This is a genomic window from Cohnella yongneupensis (genome assembly GCF_042655785.1).
Classification (GTDB): domain Bacteria; phylum Bacillota; class Bacilli; order Paenibacillales; family Paenibacillaceae; genus Cohnella; species Cohnella yongneupensis.
In genome coordinates this window covers 1-20,084 of record NZ_JBHSNC010000054.1, presented here as the reverse complement: position 1 = coordinate 20,084, position 20,084 = coordinate 1, and the positions used below count along the sequence as shown (strand labels likewise).

Annotated in this window: 8 protein-coding genes; 7 read left to right on the top strand and 1 reads right to left on the bottom strand. The window is 53.9% G+C overall.

The window, feature by feature from the left end; all coding sequences use genetic code 11:
• Window positions 1-25 precede the first annotated feature (25 nt).
• From ACFPQ4_RS18475 to ACFPQ4_RS18445, 7 genes are all read left to right on the top strand, one after another.
• Window positions 26-6,331, top strand: a complete 6,306-nt coding sequence (locus tag ACFPQ4_RS18475) for an S-layer homology domain-containing protein (RefSeq protein ID WP_378113371.1) — start codon at window positions 26-28, stop codon at window positions 6,329-6,331.
• 379 nt (window positions 6,332-6,710) lie between these two features.
• Window positions 6,711-9,893: a CARDB domain-containing protein gene (locus tag ACFPQ4_RS18470; RefSeq protein WP_378113370.1), complete on the top strand. Its 3,183-nt coding sequence runs from the start codon at window positions 6,711-6,713 to the stop codon at window positions 9,891-9,893.
• Window positions 9,894-9,949: 56 nt separating this feature from the next.
• A complete protein-coding gene (locus ACFPQ4_RS18465) occupies window positions 9,950-12,067 on the top strand; it encodes a glycosyl hydrolase family 28-related protein (protein WP_378113369.1) in 2,118 nt (705 codons plus the stop codon).
• 154 nt (window positions 12,068-12,221) lie between these two features.
• A complete protein-coding gene (locus ACFPQ4_RS18460; RefSeq protein WP_378113368.1) occupies window positions 12,222-12,929 on the top strand; it encodes a YceI family protein in 708 nt (235 codons plus the stop codon).
• A 186-nt stretch (window positions 12,930-13,115) separates the two neighbouring features.
• On the top strand, window positions 13,116-14,696 hold the full coding sequence (locus tag ACFPQ4_RS18455) for an ABC transporter substrate-binding protein (RefSeq protein WP_378113367.1): 1,581 nt from the start codon (window positions 13,116-13,118) through the stop codon (window positions 14,694-14,696).
• Window positions 14,697-14,723: 27 nt separating this feature from the next.
• Entirely contained in the window at window positions 14,724-16,475 is a 1,752-nt protein-coding gene (locus ACFPQ4_RS18450) for a sensor histidine kinase (protein WP_378113366.1), read from the top strand.
• Window positions 16,476-16,488: 13 nt separating this feature from the next.
• Entirely contained in the window at window positions 16,489-18,102 is a 1,614-nt protein-coding gene (locus ACFPQ4_RS18445) for a response regulator transcription factor (RefSeq protein ID WP_378113365.1), read from the top strand.
• Window positions 18,103-18,259: 157 nt separating this feature from the next.
• Here ACFPQ4_RS18445 and ACFPQ4_RS18440 read toward each other — a convergent pair whose 3' ends face one another.
• Entirely contained in the window at window positions 18,260-19,591 is a 1,332-nt protein-coding gene (locus ACFPQ4_RS18440; protein WP_378113364.1) for an ABC transporter substrate-binding protein, read from the bottom strand.
• Window positions 19,592-20,084 lie beyond the last annotated feature (493 nt).

Here is a 20,084-nt window from a genome sequence, read left to right as displayed (position 1 = left end):
CAAAACTTTGAAGGAGGTCGAGTCAATGAAAGTCCTGCAAAGATTACTTGCATTATGCTTGACGATGTTGCTTCTGATTCCCCCGTTATATGCTAGCGCGGATAGCGTGCCTGCATCCGGAGACGCGTATTACCGGATTCAAAACACGTGGAAAGGCTTCTATTTGTACGAAGGCGCTGACGGCAAAGTGCGTTACGGCTTTACCGCGATCAACGACGCGTCGGCACAATGGGCGATCGAGACGACGGGCGACGGTCATAAGCGGCTGAAAAACCGCGCGACCGGCCATTACTTGAACGGGCAGAACGTGACGGCGGCGGAAATCACGAAGCCGCTCGAGAGCTCCGATATCGAGAGCGGCTGGACGTCCGATCAGTGGGACATCGCGGACGTGGACGGCAAGCCGGGCGAGATCAATTTCATTCGCGCCGATCATCCGAACTGGATCCTGAACGTGCAGCTGCTGGACGGCTTCGTCCAAAGCAACGATTGGGCGCAAAAGCCGTGGGGCAGCGCAACGTGGAAGCTGGAAGCGGCCGAGACGGTCGAACCGGTGCGCATCGTGCTCCCATGGAAAGGCACGTATTTGTACGAGGACGGCGGAAAAGTGAAGTACGGTACGCCGGCGCTGAACGATACGTCTTCACAATGGTTCGTCGAGGATAAGGACGGTCACAAGACGTTCCGCAACCGGGCTACCGGTCACTATATCAATGCTCAAAGCATTACGGCGGCGGAGATCACGAAGCCTCTGGACAGCTCCGCGATCGAGGCAGGCTGGACATCCGATCTGTGGGATATCGCGGCCGCGCCGGACGGAGCCGACGGGATCAACATTATTAACGTCGACCATCCGAACTGGATCGTGAACGCGCAAATCCAAGACGGCTTCGCGCAAAGCAACGACTGGGCGCAAAAGCCATGGGGCAGCGCGGTATGGAAGCTGGAGACGGCCGCGGATTCGAATCCGCAACGGATTATGGACAGCTGGAAAGGCAATTATTTGTACGAAAATAACGCTCAGGTGAGCTACGGCCAGTCGGACTGGCAGGACAAAGCCTCGCACTGGATCGTCGAGGATTCCGCCGCGGGTACTAGACTGCGGAATCTAGCAACCGGAAGATACGTATCTAGCAACGATTACGTAGGCGCTTCGCCGCTAGTAACCGTCGCTACGCCGGGCGCGGATGCGACGTGGAAAGTAGAATCGGCCAAGGATGGCGACGGTAATCCGGTGGACGGCTTTGTCACGCTGCAAAGCGCAAGCCCAGGACATAACGACAGCTACCTGAATGTGCAACACCAAGACGGATTCGCGCAGGGTAACAATTGGGCGCAGAAGACGTGGGGCAGCGCGCAGTGGAAGCTGGCGGCTCCGGCCGCGCCGGTGACAGGTCCGGTGGAACCGGTCAACCCATACATCAAAATCAAGAACAATTGGCTTCAGCTGTATTTGTACGAGTCGGATGGCGTCGTGAAATACGGTAATGTAGCAGCGGGCGATCAGAGCGGGGAGTGGCTGATCGAGACGGTCGGTTCCGTCAAGCGTATCAAAAATCGCGCAACCGGCCATTACATCAACTTGGACGGCGTAGGCGGTGCGCGCGATGCGCTCAAAGCATCGGCTTTGGCGGACGGATCGGCTACGGGCGACTGGGTCATCGAGGATTTCCAAGGCTACAAGGAAATTCGCAGCGCCGGCGACGATGCAGGCAACTACATTAACGTTGAGAACAAGCTGAAGCACGCGCAATACGGTGTCGTTCCTCGGGAATGGGGAAGCCCGAAATGGGAGTTCGTAACGGCGCAAGCCGCGGCTCCGACGTATGTGCGTTTGAAAAACAGCTACCTAGGCACTTACTTGTACGAACCGACGTCGGGCCCATCCGTGGGCAAAGTGGTGTACGGGAATCCGGCGCCGGAGGACGTGACTTCTCATTGGTCGCTCGTGCCGGGAACGCAGGGCACGCTTATCGTCAACCGGGCGACCGGTCATCGGATGACCGTCGAGCATGTCGCGAGCTTCGCAGATCCGGTTGAAAGCTTGGACATCGATCCGACGTGGGCAAGCGTGCAATGGAAGGTCGAGAACGTAGCGGGATCGGATAAGAAAGTGTTCCGTAACGTCTGGAAGTCGGATTGGCTGCTGCACGCGGAAGATCAGAAGGGCTTCGCCCAAGCGAGCGGTATTCCGGCGGATTGGGGCAGCGCCCAGTGGATCGTGGAAGCGGCGCCAGAAGTTGCTCCGGTGTTGCCTTCGGGCTATATTCGGATTTCGAACCGTGCGACCGGAAAATATTTGTACGAGAACGGCAATAACGTCGTCTTGTACGGTACGCCTGCCGTAAACGACGCGGCTTCGCAATGGATCATTCGCAACGTAGACGGCGTTCAACAGCTCGAAAATCGCGCGACAGGCAACGTCATGTCGATCGAGCATTTGCGGAGCTACTTGGAGACGACGGCTTCGCCGACCTCGGACGACACGCGTACGCAGTGGACGATCGAGGACGGACCTGCCGAGGGCGTCTACCTTATCCGCAGCGAAGCGGACGGTTACGAGGATGCCTACGTGCATACCGAGGACGGCCAAGGCTACGCGCAATACGAGCTCCGTTCCATCGAGAGCCGCGGCGTGCAATGGGTGTTCGAGGCGGCATCGGCGGACGCGGAAGTCGTTCCGCCTGTAGACGGACCGGCTAATGCAGTGACTCCGGTTCAAGAAGAGCTGAACTACGTTCGGATTCACGACGGTGATACGGCTAACGTATTGGTTGAGCACGAAGGCGGAGTTGCTGCTTTTGAGTCGGCAACTGCGGGGGATCTAAGCGCCCAATGGCTACCGCAAGACTATAACGGGCATAAACGGTTCGCGAACCGCGCGACGGGACATTATTTGACGCTCGCGGGTGACGCTGCCGCGATCAGCGAAGACGGTAGCGCGCTTGACTCGCAATGGAGCGTTACGTCGGATGCCGGTTACGTAACACTTAGCAACGCCGAGAGCGGCGGGTTGTTGGAGAGCGCGACGGGAACGCGGATGCAATTGGAGAAAGTGCTGTGCGATGCGCGTTACGAAGGCGAGAAAGCGTTCGTGTACGGCGGCGCCTCCTCGCTGACTAGCCAAGGTGTTGCGTCAGGCTTTGGCGCCGTCGGAGCGGGTGCAAAGTTCGCGGTTAACGCGGAGCAAGCAAGCAGCTACGACGTGGTCGTTCGCTATCGGACTGCGGGGAGCGATGCTCGCAATCTTAGCATCTACGTTAACGGCTTGAAGCAGCCGAGCGCTGCGACGTTCTCCGGTACCGGAACGGCGTGGGCGGACGCTACGATCAGCTTGCCGCTGCGTAGCGGAATGAACACGATCGCCTTGCAGGCGGATACGGGTAATGTAGGCAGCGGACTCGATATCGATGCGATTACGGTACGCGGATCGATTAACAAAGATTACCGCGGCGCGACGCTTCCATTTACGACTTACGAGGCGGAGCAAAGCGCTACGAACGGCACCGTGATCGGGCCGGACCGCGAATTCAAGACGTTCGCTTCCGAAGCTTCCGGTCGGAAGGCAGTAACGCTGGACGCGACGGGACAATACGTATCGTTCACGACGACGAAAGCTTCGAATGCCCTGAATCTGCGCTATATCATTCCGGACGCGGCATCTGGCGGAGGCACGGACGCGACGCTGAGCTTGTACGTCGACGGCGTTAAACGCGGCAAAGTGAATTTGACGAGCAAGTATAGCTGGGTATACGGCAAATATCCTTGGTCAAACGACCCTGCGGACGGAGATGCGCACCGGTTCTACGACGAGACGCACCTCCTGATCGGCGACGTGCCTGCCGGAGCGACGATTCGCTTGCAGAAGGATAGCGACGACACGGCTTCCTATTATGTCGTCGATTTCGTAGAGCTTGAGCAAGCAGACGCTGCCTACGGCAAGCCTAGCGGTTACTTGTCCGTAACGGATTACGGCGCGGTAGCGAACGATGCGGGTGATGACACGACCGCCTTCGTCGCGGCAATCGCGGCGGCCAAAGCTTCCGGCGCTGGTCTATGGGTACCGGCGGGACGATTCGAACTGACCGCTCCGCTTCATGTGGATCACGTGACGATTAGAGGCGCGGGTATGTGGCATACGACGTTGAACGGCGCGGGATTCCTCGCGGACGGCAGCCAGATTAAGGTGTACGATCTGTTGCTCGACGTAGGCGTTACGGCTCGGCATGACGAGCTGCGCGAAGCGGGCTTCGACGGAACGTTCGGCATGGATTCCGTCATCCAAAACGTATGGATCGAGCACGCCAAGGCGGGCATTTGGTCGATGCGCAGCGACGCAGGCATAAGCACGAACGGCCTCTATGTCGGCGGCGTTCGCATCCGGGATACGTATGCGGACGGCATCAACTTCTCGACCGGCACGGCTAATTCGATGATCGAGCAGACGCACATCCGCAACTCCGGGGACGACAGTATCGCCCTTTGGTCGCAGAAGATGAACGGCGTAACGGACGCGGATAGCGGCACGAAGGGCAACACGGTACGTTTCAACACCGTTCAACTGCCTTGGCTCGCGGACAACGTTGCTATTTTCGGAGGACGGGACAACAAAGTACAGGATAACGTATTGTCCGATACGGTAGGTTTCGGCGCGGGCATCGCGGTGTCGACTCGATTCGATCCGGTCGCGTTCGCGGGCACGACGACGGTGGAGCGGAATACGCTTATCCGCACGGGAGGCAGAGAACCGAACTGGGGACAGGACTTCGGCGCGATCTGGGTATTCACGGGCGATAAGCCGATCGACGCGGATATCGTCATCCGGAACAACACTGCGCTAGACAGCACGTATCAAGGGTTGTACATTAACGGTCCATACGCGATCGCGAATACGAGCCATAAAGTTCTCGTTCAAAATTACGTAATCGACGGCACCGGCACCTGGGGCATTCACGTAAACGCCAGTGTGAAGGGGTCCGTGGATCTGGACAACGTCATCGTACGCCATACGAAGGTAGGTCCCGTATTCAATGCGGTCGGTTCGGCGTTCGAGCTTCGGACGGTCGATCCGCAGCCGGTATCGAACGATGCGGATTTCGTTAGCGACATCGATAGCGAGGCGGGACGCGGCAATTCTCAGGGTAGCGGCGTTCCAGTAATTACGAACGTTAACGACGATGCGCAGCTGCGCGGAGCGTTGTCGACCGCAGGCGATAAGGATGTCGTCATTCAACTAACTGCCGAAGGGGGAGTTAGCCAAGCGACGTTCTCGTTCACGGCGCTACGCGAAGCGGGAGGCAAAGTGCCTGGCGCTACGATCGTCCTGCAATCCGGAGATTTGAGCTACTCGTTGCCGGCGAACATTCTTGAAGTACTGGCAGCGGCGAACGAATCGCTCGGTTTAGCGGGAGAAGGTACATTGACCGTTGCGTTGTCCCCGGTTGCGGACGACGTAACGAAGGAGCTGCGCGATAAAGCGAAAGCCGCGGGCTTCTCTATCGAAGGAACGCCGATCTCGTTCGAGCTAACCGTCTCCATCGGCGGACAATCGACGACGATTCATTCCTTCGGCGGTCAGTTCGTTACTCGTACTTTTGCGGTGGATGGCGCCTTAGTCGCAAACCATGCTTCCGTCGTCGTATACGATCCGAAGACTGGCCAGTTTAGAACGGTTCCAGCCTTGTTCGCAGCGAAGGACGGCAAAACGGTCGTTACGGTGAACAGCACGACGAACAGCTTGTACGCGGTCGCCGAGACGAACCGCACGTTCGCGGATATCGCAGGGCACTGGGCGCAAAGCGATATCGCGCTCATGGCGAACAAGCAGCTGGTGAACGGAGATTCGCCGGATAAGTATGCCCCTGATCGCAGCATTAGCCGAGCGGAATTCGCGTCGATGCTTGTCAGAGCGCTCGGGCTGGATACGTCGCTTGGCGGCAAGGCAACGTTCTCCGACGTCAAATCGGACGCCTGGTATGCGGCTTCGGTCGCGACGGCCGCTCGGTTCGGCATCGTAACGGGCTTGTCGGACGGCACCTTCCGTCCGGATCGGAACATTACGAGAGCGGAGATGGCAGTCATGCTGTCCAGGGCAAAGAAGCTCGTAGACAAAGACACCGCCGCACCAAGTGCAGCAAACTTACAGACGTTGTTCAGCCAAGACTATGCGCAGATCGGCGAGTGGGCGCAAGCCTCCGTCGCGCAAGTCGCGGGCAGCGGCATCATGCAAGGACGCGCGGCGAACACGTTCGCGCCTGACGCGGCGACGACGCGCGCGGAAGCGGCTGTCGTGCTGAAGAGACTTCTACAAACAACGGGCCTCATGAACTAGCCTCGTTATGTGATTGTTTAACGCCATTTGTGCCAGGCGTCCGCTTGCCGAGCAGCTATTCGGTAAGCGGATGGCCGCGGCAGAATTTAAAGAACGCCTTTAATCGCACATTCGATCGGATCCAGGAGACGAGCAGAGAAGTATGCCCCGCACTTGACGATTCCGCATCAGATGTGCGTTTTCTCTTAAACCATTGGAAGCGCTCGCATTTACGGAACGACTAACATTTTTACTTGGTATAGGAGGTGACTCAATCGATTTACTCTTCCTTATTACATCGAAGAGGAACCGAAGGGTAAGAGAAAATAAATTTAAATGGAGGTATTTTATGTTACATGCGCTTAGAAATCCAGGTAAAAATAAGGTTTTTATAGTTCTGATGATTTTTGCGCTCCTAATTTCGCAATTGGCAATCTCTCCGAATCCGGCACAAGCGGCAGGGGGGCCTGATTTAATCGTAACGAACATCTCTTGGTCGCCCGCAAGTCCTGTTACCGGCAATGAAGTGACTTTTAGCGCAACGATAAAAAATCAGGGTGCAGATCCAATCTCGGCTGGTGCGGTCAAAGGCGTATTATTTTCCATTGACGGCACTTCCGTAAGTTGGAGCGATAATTATACGTCGGCCATAGCGGCGGGTGCATCCGTAACGGTAACCGCTACCGGAGGGCCGAACTCCAAAGCTACATGGACTGCTGCATCCGGTACCCATACCGTTAGGGCGTATGTGGATGACGTGAACCGGATTGCCGAATCCAATGAAAGCAACAATACGCTCGATCAGAGCATAACCGTTGCCGCCAGCTCGGGAACTCCCGATTTAGTCGTAACCGATGTTACGTGGTCGCCCGCGTCCCCTCAGACGGGAAATGAAGTCACATTCAGCGCGGTCGTAAAGAACCAGGGAACGGCAGCTGTATCCGCCGGTGCGATCAAAGGCGTTTTATTTTCCATTGACGGCACGTCCGTGAGCTGGAGCGACAACTATACCTCTTCCATAGCTGCAGGCTCATCCGTAACAGTAACGGCAACCGGAGGTCCAAGCTCCAAAGCTTCATGGACTGCCGCATCCGGTACGCATACGGTGAGAGCTTATGTGGATGACGTGAACAGGATTGCGGAATCCAATGAGTCAAACAACACGTTTGACAAAACGATAACGCCCGGAGCCGGGGCCGGCACGCCCGACTTAATCGTAACGGATGTTTCGTGGTCGCCCGCGGCTCCTCTGACAGGCAATGAAGTCACTTTCAGCGCTGTTATCAAGAACCAGGGAACCGCTGCGAGTCCTGCAGGTACGGTCCATGGCGTGCTTTTCTCCATTAACGGTACAACGGTCAACTGGAGCGACAATTACACCTCGTCCATAGCAGCGGGTAGCTCCGTTACGGTTACGGCAACTGGCGGACCAAACGCCAAAGCTACGTGGACTGCCGCAGCCGGTACGCAAACCGTAAGGGCATTTGTTGACGATATCAACAGAGTAACGGAATCGAACGAGAACAATAACACGCTCGATGAAAGCATTATTGTAAACGTGCCTAGCAAGCCTGACCTGGTCGTGACGGATATTGCATGGTTACCGGCCGCTCCTGCAGCAGGTAACGCCGTAACTTTCAGCGCAGTCGTTAAGAATCAGGGAACTGCGGCTACCGCAGCGGGAACGGCATGTAACGTTTCGTTCTATGTAAACGGCACTAAGGTAAGCTCAGTCATCAATTACACCACTTCCATCGCGGCAGGCGCTTCCGTTACGCTTACTCAAAACTCCGGATCATGGACAGCCGTAAACGGAATTCACACGGTGAACGCCGTTGTCGACGAGACGGCGATTATCAGTGAATTAAATGAGACGAACAACTCCTACAGCGAGAGTCTTACGATCGGAGCAGTCCAAAATTATGGCGCTACAGTACCTTATGACAGCTACGAAGCGGAGAGCTTAACGATCGTAGGCGGATCGATCACAGGTCCAAGTACAACCTGGACGACTGCCGAATCGGAAGCATCAGGAAGAAAGGCCGTACGATTAGCGCAAGGACAATCCGTTGAATTGACGCTTAATAACCCTGCACAAGGTATCGTCGTGAGATACTCTATGCCGGATAGCGCAACCGGGTCGGATATCTATCAAAATGTAAGCGTGTATGTGGACAATGTCCATAATACCGATATTTCATTGACCAACAGGTATGAGCACCAATACGGGCAATATGGCTCAGACGGCGCTGAAATGCAGTGGTCTAATACGCCGGGCAGCAATCATCACAGATACTTTGATGAAACTCGCGTGCTTCTGGGTCAGCAGGTTGCAGCCGGTACGAAAATAAAGCTGCAATGGGATGCGAACGATTACAATCCTTCCGGGTCAACGTATGTACTGATCGACTTAATAGAAACAGAAGCAGTGCCTGCGGCCATTGCCAAGCCATCAGATTATGTATCGATTGCGAATTACGGAGCTGTCGCAAATGATGGAGTAGACGACACAACAGCCATGACTTCGGCAATTGCTGCTGTGAATGGTACTACGATCAAGGGGGTATGGATCCCTGAAGGAACCTTCGACTTTATAACAGGAACGAGAGGCACAACGAAAATCAGACTGCCAAGCGGAGTTTCTGTCAAAGGCGCGGGAATGTGGCGCTCTACCCTTCATGGCGCGTATGCCGGAATATTCTTGCAAGGTGGTAACGTTACACTTTCCGACTTTACGATCAAGGCCGAGGAAACCTATCGCTCCAATGCATCGGGTATTGCCGGCATTGAAGGAAATGCGCTCAATTCGACTATCATGAACCTATGGATCGAGCACACGAAAGTAGGTCTATGGTTGAACGAGGGAACGGCCAACGCGCTCGTATCCAAGTTGAGAGTAAGGGATACATGGGCGGACGGAATCAACATCAACGGCGGCGCGCTGAATACCATTGTCGAGCAAAGCAACTTCCGTAACAATGGCGACGACGGCATGGCCATGTGGTCCAAATCGTTGAATGGCGGTACGGGAACGGTTGAAGGCAGTACGTTCCGATATAATACGGTGCAAATCCCGAACCTTGCCAACGGTATCGGAATATACGGCGGCAAAAACAATACGGTGAGCAATAACCTCATCCTTGACGTTGTCGATAACGGTTCTGGTATTCAGTTTGGAACTAACCATGGACCTACCGCATTTACGGGCACGCTGACCATCACGAATAACAAGCTTGTACGAGCGGGCTCCTACCATCACGACTATGGCTACCAAATTGGAGCGATCTGGGGATATTGGGTGAACAATAATGGCTTGGCACAGGGGCTCACCGTAAACGTGAGCAGTAATATCGTTGATAGCAGCACGTATTCAGGCGTATTCATTGAAGAACCTAGCTCCAGCGCAGTCATGAACTTCACTTCGAATACGATTAACAATTCAGGAACTTATGGCGTCTATATTAGAGGCTCCGCCAACGGCGCGGCCGCGTTCAACAACAATACGGTCAATGTTGCGCCTTCCGGAGCTTTCAAAAATGATTCGCCGAGCTTTACGGTAACCGGTTCGGGCAACAATTGGTAATCCCCGAATGGGACTAGCGTGAATGGACTGCTACATTCTTGGGGAGGCAATCGCTGATGATTTGGCAAATACTCCGAAATAAAAGAAGCGCGCGCAAATACGCCGCCATAGGCGGGGGGGCATTACTCGCGATCATCGTTGCGATAGTGCTCATCGGCAAGCCAACTTCACCGGCCTCGGCGCCGCCCGACGGGGGTACCGTCTACGAAGCCGAGGATCAATTTTATTCCGGCGGGGTGGCGAGCGCATCTTCGTATTTGAACAATTTTGCAGCGGAAGGCGATAGAGTCGTTTTTACCGTCAATATGCCATCAACCGGGAACGTTGATGTCATGTTGAACTATGCGAACGATACGGGGAGCGATAAGACGCTTAATGTGTACGTGAACGGCGTATTCGCTATCCCTGCTACGCTCCCAGATACGGGGGGCACGGAGAAGTGGAAGAAGAAGGCCGAATCGCTAACGCTGCGCAAAGGGTTGAACACGATCAGCTATCAGTACGATAGCGGCAACAGCGGAGGCGTGAATCTGGATAGTCTCTCGATCGTCGGAGGGCTGCCGCTGGCAGACCGCGGCGCAACGGTTTCCTACCAAGAACTCGAAGCCGAGGACGGTAAGACGAATGCCGAGGTACTTGCCCCGAGCCGCGAATATTTGACTGTGCAATCGGAATCGTCCGGCCGCCAAGCGGTCAAGCTGACGAATACCGGGCACTACGTGGAATGGACGGCGCCGCAGACAGCTAACTCGATCGTCATTCGCTACAGCATGCCGGACGCAGCCGAAGGCGGGGGCGACCAGAAGACGCTGAGCTTGTACGTAAACGGGACGAAGGCGCAGGAGCTCCCTCTAACGTCCCGCTATGCATGGACATACGGAACGTATCCGTATAACGATGATCCGTCTACCGGAGAGGGGCATCACTTCTACGACGAGAGCCGGTTCCTCGTCTCCGACATTCCCGCGGGAGCGACCGTGAAGCTGCAAAAAGACGCCGGAGACGACGCGGCTAATTATACGATCGACCTCATCGACCTGGAGCAGGTAGACGATGCGTATGCGATGCCGGACAATTTCGTGAGCGTCACCGATTTCGGCGCAGTGGCCAATGACGACGGGGACGATACAGGGGCTATCCAGGACGCTATCTCGGGCGCTGTATTAAAAGGCAAAGCCGGCGTCTGGATTCCCGAGGGCACTTTCCTGCTAAGTGATCACCTGATCGTCGGCAACGTTCATGTGCGCGGAGCGGGCATGTGGCGGACGACGCTTCAGGGCACGAACGGCAAAGGGGGCTTTTTCGGTAGGGACAGTAACGTGCGAGTTACGGATCTTACAGTCGCGGGCGATTCGGTCTACCGCTACGATAGCGGCGACGATCCCGCCTTCGTGGGCAACTTCGGACCGGGCTCGCTCATCCAGAACGTATGGGTAGAGCATATGAAGGTCGGCATTTGGCTTAACGCGGGTACCGACGGCTTGTACATGGTGGGCGGACGCATACACGATACATGGGCGGACGGCGTCAACTTCCATGCCGGTGTAAAAAATACGACGATCTCCCACTTCAACGTGCGAAATACAGGTGACGATGCTTTCGCGATGTGGTCGGCCGGGATGGCGGACGAGAACAATACGTTCCGCTACAACACGGCGCAAATCCCGGTGCTGGCGAATGGGTTTGCTCTTTACGGCGGGACAAACAACAAAGTACTGGACAACATCGCAGCCGACACGGTTACAGCCTCGGCAGGCATAACGATTAGCACCCGAGACTTCGGAGGCACGCTGCCGATCAGCGGAACGACCGAGGTGCGGCGCAATACGTTGATCCGCACGGGAGGGCTGGAGCGTAATTGGAATACGACCTTCGGCGCACTATGGATTTACGCGGATAATCATCCGATCACGGAGCCGATCATCGTCTCGGACATGCAGATTCTCGATAGCACCTACGACGCGGTTAAGCTTAGTTTGGATAAAACGATCACGGGCGTCGCGTTCCACAATGTCGTCATTAACGGTGCGGGTGCTTACGGCCTTAACTTCGACCATGTGAGCGGTACTGGCAACTTTGAAGGTGTCACCATATCGGGCGCGGCGTCGGGAGGAGTTAACAATTCGGGCGGTCAGTATACGATCGTCAAAGGCGAGGGCAACAGCGGATGGTAACGGAATAAGCAAGCGGGGCCCGTCAGTTCGACTGACGGGCTTTTTACGTGTTATTGACTACATCTATCTTATTTACGCACATTGTTCATGCTCAAAATCAGGTATAAAATACAAATGATTGCAATTGTAGTTGCGATAGAGGGGGGACTGACCGATGAATATCAAATGGAGAAAACGGAACTTATGGTTGTTGTTTTCATCCTTCGGAATATTGATCGTTGCCGCAGTCGGCTATTGGATGTACGACTATTACGCGGGCAATCACATCCGAATCATAGAAGTCATTCAAGAGGATGCCGTCGATACCGCCGCGGCGTCCCCGGCCGGAGGCTCCGGGTGGGATGCATCGCTCTTGGACAAACAATGGAACATCGCTGAAGGGTCACAAGTCTATTTTAGCGTTAAAACCTCTATAGAAGCGGTTGCCTTTTCTTTAAGCAAAATCGAAGGGTCATGGGACTTTCATTTGCAAGAGCCGAGTCGGATGAAGGCGCATGCGACAATCGACGTGACATCGCTCGATTCCGGCAACGGGTCACGCGATAACGATATTAGGGGTTCCTCCTACTTGAATGTCTCGGCTTATCCGAATGCGACTTTCGAGTTGAGCTCGATCGAACAATGGCCGGACGACCGGGCGGCAGGCGAAGCATTGACTTTTAAAATGAATGGGGCGTTAACGGTTAAAGGGATAACGAAAAACGTCCAGTTCGATTGCAAAACGAAATACGAGAACGGCCAACTTAAATTAAGCGGCCAAACCGTCGTCACCTTCGGCGATTTCGGCATGAGAAATCCCCACTTGTTAGTATTGAATACTGAGAACAACGTGAAGATCAGTTTTCAGCTTGTTCTTAGCTAGAATTGACGACGATTCCGGAACGGCGATTAAACAGGCTATAGCTTACCCAACCCCGTCAGATCGACTGACGGGGTTTTCTTTGCGTAATGTCACAATGTTATCATTCGAGGTTACAATCGGAGTAGTCTGATTGCTAGAATCGTTGTATGATTAGGAATCGAACTTCCCGCAGGAGGGTGCATCCGCATGCTCATCAAGTCAAACTGGAAAGCGGTTACAATAACTCTCGCTATCATCGTTATCGCCGCAATGGCGTGGATTTCCGTATCCGCAGGTTGGTTTAAATCGAATACGCCTGCGCAGCAACCGAGCGAGACGACCGAAGCGGCAACGCAGCCTCCAACAATGCCGATAGCCGATCAACCGGCCAATGCCGATCAGCTGGTGATGGTGTTCCCGGCGGGCAACGTGCCGAGAGACCTCGGCCTCGTAGAGCAGGAAATCAATCGCTACCTATTAACGAAAATTAACGCGACGGTAGATATCAAGACGATAGATTTAAGCTCCTGGTGGGATAAGACGGGGCTTATGTTCGCGTCTGGCGAGCAGATCGACATCATGTTCACCGCCGGATGGATGCGGTTCGGCGACGAAGTGGCCAAAGGCCGTTATTTGCCGCTGGATCAATTGCTGGAGCAATACGGCAAAGGGATCCGCAAGATCCTCGACCCTTCGATCCTGCAAGCGAGCAAGGTGGACGGCAACATTTACGGCATCGTGACGAACAAGGAGTTCGCTTCGAGCAAAGGGCTCGTCGTCCGTAAAGATCTCGTGGACAGCCTGAACATCGATCTGTCGCAGGTGAAGACGCTGAGCGATTTCGGCCCTATTTTCCAGAAGATCAAGGAGCAGGAGCCGGGCATTACGCCGCTGCAGGCTAGAGCAGACAGAAGCCCGCTTACGTTCATGATGCAGTACGGTTTGTTCGATATGCTCGGCGAAGGGCCGGGCGTCCTATATCGGAACGGCGGGTCGACCCAGATCGTGAACATGGCGGAAACGCCGGAATTCATGCAATACGCCAAGACGCTGTACGAGTGGAACCGAGCGGGCTATTTGAACGCGGACGCTACAACGACGAAAGATAACGAATACGACGCGGTGAAGGCGGGCAAGGCGTTCGCCTATGCCGATTCGCTCAAGCCGGGCTTCGAAATACAGGCTTCGCGGGACACAGGGTACCCCATGGTCAGCGTGGAGCTTATGAAGCCTTATACGACGACCGCCGATACGACGAGCGCGATGTTCGCGATAACCCGCAACGCCAAGCATCCGGAGAAGGCGATGATGCTACTTAATCTCCTATACACCGACCCGTATTTGCTCAACCTGCTAGATTGGGGCATCGAAGGCGTGCATTACCGGAAGACGGGCGACAACGTCATCGACTATCCAGAAGGCATCGACGCGAAGACGGTCGGCTACAATCTCAACCAACCTTGGATGTTCGGCAATCAGCTTAATTCCTACTTATGGTCGAACGAGAATCCGAAGCTATGGGACCAATACCGCGCTTTTAACGAACAGGCAGACAAGTCGAAGGCGCTCGGCTTCGTGTTCAACCCGGAGAAGGTGAAGACGGAGATCGCGGCTTCGATCTTAGTAGAGAAGCAATTCATGCCGGCCTTGAACACCGGGGCGCAGGATCCGGAGAAAATCGTTCCGATGTACTTGGATAAAATGAAGGCGGCCGGAGCGGACAAAGTCATCGCGGAGAAACAACGGCAACTGAACGCATGGCTCGCGGAACAAGCAAACCGTTCCTAATCGTACGATAACAGGGAGGCGAACCGGATGAGGCAAGCAAGCATGCGATCCAGACTCATACTCGGGTTCGGTCTGTTGACCGTCCCCCTCGTCATCGTGCTGCTCTGGAACAACCTGTACGCGACCCGGGTCGTGCACTCGCAGGTGGCGCAGTCCAACCGGAACATGCTGACGATCTATATGAACGACATGGACCAGGTGCTCGGCGAAATCGAGAATTTTTTGTACAAAACGGCGGAGCAAGACCAAAGCCTCATCTCGCTCAGCCAATACGATAAGAATAGCTGGGAATATTACTTGTCCACTACGCAAACGGTGAACGAGCTCGATCTCAATACGAATTACTACGACGCGGCCGATATGCTGTTCGCTTATAGCTCGAAGTACGAGGAGCTATTCGTTGCCCCGCAGCAATCCGTGTCGTACGATCGCAAGCAGTTGATTCAGGATAAGCTGATGCAAATGCTGAAGGACCCCGCTCAAGCCCGCAACTCCAAGTGGAGCCTGGTAGAGCTCAACGGCGAATACGCGCTGCTGCGCATCGTCGATACGAATTACGATTCTTATATCGGCGCATGGGTCGATCTGAACCGGCTCATGGAGCCGATGCGAAAGCTCGGGCAATTCGGCAATGACGGCGGCAAAGGGGAAGCGTTGCTCATGTCCGGAGACGGAAATCCGATATCCGGCGTAGGCGACTCGATCGGCAATGCGCTTGAAAAGGTAGATTTTACGCAGTACCTCGACAACGGAAATTCGGCTTACAACATCGTAAAGCTAGATAAACCTTATCTTCTCGTAGCGAAGCGCTCGCGCATGGCGGATATGGATCTATTGCTCCTTTTGCCCGAGCGGACTTTGTTGGAGGGATTGCCTTTCTTCCGTAACTTGACGTATCTCATTCCGATGCTGGCGGCGATTATGCTCGTCCTGTACTTGCTGTTCCTGCAAAATTCGATCGTAAAGCCGATTCATCAGCTCATCAAAGGGATGCGCAAAATCCGTTCCGGCGACCTCAGCGTGCGGATGGCCGACAACAAGCTGGTCGAGTTCATCTCGCTCAAGGAAACGTTCAACGGAATGGCGCAGCAGATCGAGCATTTGAAAATCGATATTTACGAGGAGCAAATCCGGACGCAGCGCGCGGAGCTGAAGCATTTGCAGGCTCAGATTCACCCGCATTTTTTCATGAACTCGCTTAACATCGTCTATCAGCTCGCGCAGATCAAAGACTATGAAGTGATCCAGAACATGTCGCTGCATCTCGTCCGGTACTTCCGGTACACGACTCGCACGCAGGTGTCCACGATTACGATCAAGGAAGAAGTCGAGCACATCTACCATTACTTGTCGATTCAAAAATACCGGTTCCCGGAGACGCTCGCTTTCGAGTTCGAAGTCGATCCTTTAGTCGAACTAACCGAGGTTCCGCCGCTCATTATCCAGCCGATCGTGGAGAATGCGATGGTACACGGCTTCTCGATCCGTACGGGCACGCCGTTCAGCATTAAGGTAAAGATCGCGCCCGCGCCGAACGATCCGGAGGGCGAATTGCTCATCGAGGTGTCCGATAACGGCAAAGGAATCGATCCGGAACAGAAGGACGCTCTCGCGCTGAAAGTCCATGAGCTGGAGCCGGGCAACGGAAGCTTGGGGTTATGGAACGTCGTTCGTCGATGCCGGCTGTATTTTAAGTCTACGGTGCGCATGACGTTCGAAGACGCCGATCCGCAAGGAACGCACATTACGTTACAGCTGCCGCGGAGCAAAGCGAGCTAAAGGAGGGCTTCTCATGATTCGGGTGCTTATCGTGGACGACGAAATATACGCGGTCAAAGGGCTTCGTTCCGGCGTCCGCTGGGACGTGGTCGGCATCGACGAGGTGTACGAGGCGTACCATGCGCCGATGGCGCAACAGGTGTTGGGCGAACAGGACATCGATATCATCATTTGCGACATCGAGATGCCGGAGACGAGCGGGCTCGATCTGATGGCCTGGATCAAGGAACGGGACATGGATCCGGAAATGATCGTGCTGACTTGCCATTCCGAGTTCACCTACGCGCAGCGGGCGATGCATCTGGGCGGCTTCGATTATTTGCTGAAACCGGTCGTGTACACGGAGCTCGAGCAAGTGCTGTCGACCGCGATCGAGAAAGTGAACGAGAAGCGGAGAGTGAGCGAAACCGACGAGCAATACGGCAAATTCGTGGAGCTATGGAATAGCCGCAAGCCGCTGCTCGTCGAGCGGTTCTGGCAAGACGTCCTCGAATGCCGGATTCCCCCGAACGCGAAAGCGATCGAGCAGGCGCTCGCTACCTACGACATTCGGATGTCGGAAGTGTCGCGCATAAGCCTCATTCTGATCAGCGTGGAAAAATGGGAGAAGCCGCTGAACGAGAGAGACGAACTGGTCATGGAATTCGCCCTTCGCAAAGCGGCGAGCGAGGTGTTGCTCGCAAGCAGCGTTCCAGGCGAAGTCATTCAAGACCACCGCGGCAATACGCTAGTCGTCATGTATAGAGGAGAGACGGACACCGAGCAAGCGCTAATCTTGGCTCGTTGCAGGGAGTACCTTGACGCGTGCCGGCAGTATTTCTTCTGCCAGTTATCTTGCTACGTCGGCGAGCCGACCGCGATTACGGACGTTCTGGCCAGCTATCTCGCGCTGCTCGATGCCGAGTATCGCAACGTGAGCCAGTCCAACGTCGTGGTGGCGTGCCGCGCATCGGAAGACGATGTCCTACCGGTTACGATGCCGATGACCGATTCGATGTTGGAGCTTGCCGAATTAATAGAGCAAGGTCAGTCGGCGGAGCTCGATGAAGAGCTTGAGGCGTTGATGGTGCGGCTGGGCAATGGCCAGGCGACGGTAGAGACGTTAACCGCTTCCTACCACGCGCTGTTGCAAGTTATCTATTACGCCATGCACCGTAAGGGCCTTCAAGCTCATCTGCTCTACGAGGGACGGACTTGCCCTAGCATCGAGACGGCGACGAGGTCCATCTCGCATTTTAAAGTGTGGGTACGCTGCGTCGCCGACGCCGCGAGCGCGTTGTTCGCGAAGCCGGTTACGACGAGCGCCGTCGTGCAGAAGGTTACGGGCTACATCGGAGAGCATCTGAACGAGGACTTGACCCGCGAGCAGCTCGCTTCCGTCGCTTTCGTGAATCCTGCCTACTTGTCGAGACTGTTCCGCAAAGAGACGGGCATGGTGCTGACCGATTATATTTTGCAGGAAAAAATGCGCAAAGCCGCCGACCTGCTCGCATCTACCGACCGGAGCATCAGCGAGATCGCCGACGGTCTTCACTACGGCAACTTCTCGTACTTCGCGCGCTTGTTCCGCAAGGTGCACGGGGTTACGCCGCACGATTACCGCAAGTCGTATCGGAAGCGGGCGTAGATTGTGGCGAAGAGCGGATGATTAGCAGATAGAGACTTCACTAGTTCGGGCCGTCCTGTACGGCGCGCTGGATTGATAGTAATTACATCGCGGAACTGCAAACCGAGAGGCGTGGCTGCCCTGGTTGATACGCGGGAAGCTTCTCGGTTTTATTCTGCTATTGCTGGCTCGACTGTTGGCGTTTCAACTCTTTATCTACTGCTTCAGCAAGCTTATGCATCAGATCAGGGACTTCACTGTCGTCGGCGCTCATGATCTCATCTAACTGTGCTTTCAGCTGGTTGTTCCAAACCCGTTCGAGCCAATATGGTTTTACCCGACATGCACCATTTGCCACGAAGCCATATAAATTCGTCATGTCCTCTTCAGTCTTACCCATCTCTTGTGCAAGCGGTTCACTTGCAGGCAATAGTCCGTATGCATAATTAAGAGAGTCCTTATTAACGGATAACAATAAGTATTCTATAAATTTCCAAGCCGCTTGTGGCTGAAGGCTTTGACTAGATATGCCCATACCAGTCATGTAAACCGGGATCGTATTAGGCTGGCCGGCTACTCGCGGCATCGGAACAGTGCCTGTCTTCAATTTATTAGATTCATTTCTCGAATAATGAGATGCTATACCCATTTTTCCTTCTTCAAATGCCGTTGAATCGGACTCCGTCCAATCCTCATAGCGAGTACTCTGCGGATTCGCCACTAGATAGAACCTAAACCACCGAATGGCTTTAATAGCCGCCTCGCTGTCCAGATAACCAATTGCTGTTGATCCATCTGATGCAAAAATATCATTTCCTGAAATATTTAATATCAGCCTTATCAAATCAATAGGTTCGAACGGCAAAAAGGAACCACGGTAGCTCCCTGATGCACGAATATGACTGGCAATTTCACTGAATTGTTCCCATGTCCAATCTGAGTCAGGATAAGGAATGTTTAATTCATCGAAGATTTGTTTGTTGTACGTCATCGTATTGAAATTGATTGTTGCGGGAATCATGAGCAACTTATCGTCATGCATGCCACCTTGCAGGATCGTTTGAGCAATTGTTGCATGTGCAGAGCTGTTATACATACTAGACATATCCAAGAGGATTCCTGGATTTTTGTTTAGAACATCATCAAAATCAAAAGCGGCGTAACTATTAAATCTATAAATATCAAAAGGAGTTCCCTCTTTGTTCTTGTAACTGTCCAGGTCTAACTCTGAGCCCGGCCAACCGCCGGAAGTTACCGTAATAAAATCGGTTTTTACCTCAACCTCATCCTGAATCGAGTTAAAGTGTTCCACGATATCCATCAGCAGCTTTTCTCGCGGATCCAGATTATCTTTAATGGATTGAAGATTCGTCTCTTTCACTTCATATTCAGTTGTAATGGGAAAATGAATAACCGCTTTCTCTTGCGGCTTCTTCTTCATTGTACAGGATGTGGTTAAGAATAAGAGCATTAATGCGCCTGTGATCAGCACCAAGAGGGGCTTCTTCATTTGGTTATCCTCGCTTTCATTAAGTCATACACCAAGCACTAATAAGTAGGAAGACCCCTGCCATATTCGAACTCATAAGTTCCCCCTTCGCACTATATCGTGAATTCTTCTGATCTTTATCCATACCCTTTCATCGTCGCTAGGTAAATTACATTAAAAAAATGGGAGGCAACCCAAGGAACCCTAATTCTCCTTGTTGTTGTATCCCATCTGTGTTAACGGTAAGATATCATGTTTGCTTCACATAGTTAAATATGGCATTATAAAACATTTTAGGGCGATCGGATACATAGTAGCGTCACTGCACTAGACATGTCCGATCAGGTGCAAACCCAGTCCCGCTGGACCGCGTCAGGGAAATGCTCGAAGCATTATTGCATTCCGCAAAATAATTTCCACTATTTTTAATTTCCTAAACTCCCTCTACGGAGAAACACTTTGCTCCTCTTTACGCCCTTATTCTTAGGTTTTCGATATTATTCAAAGAGTGAAG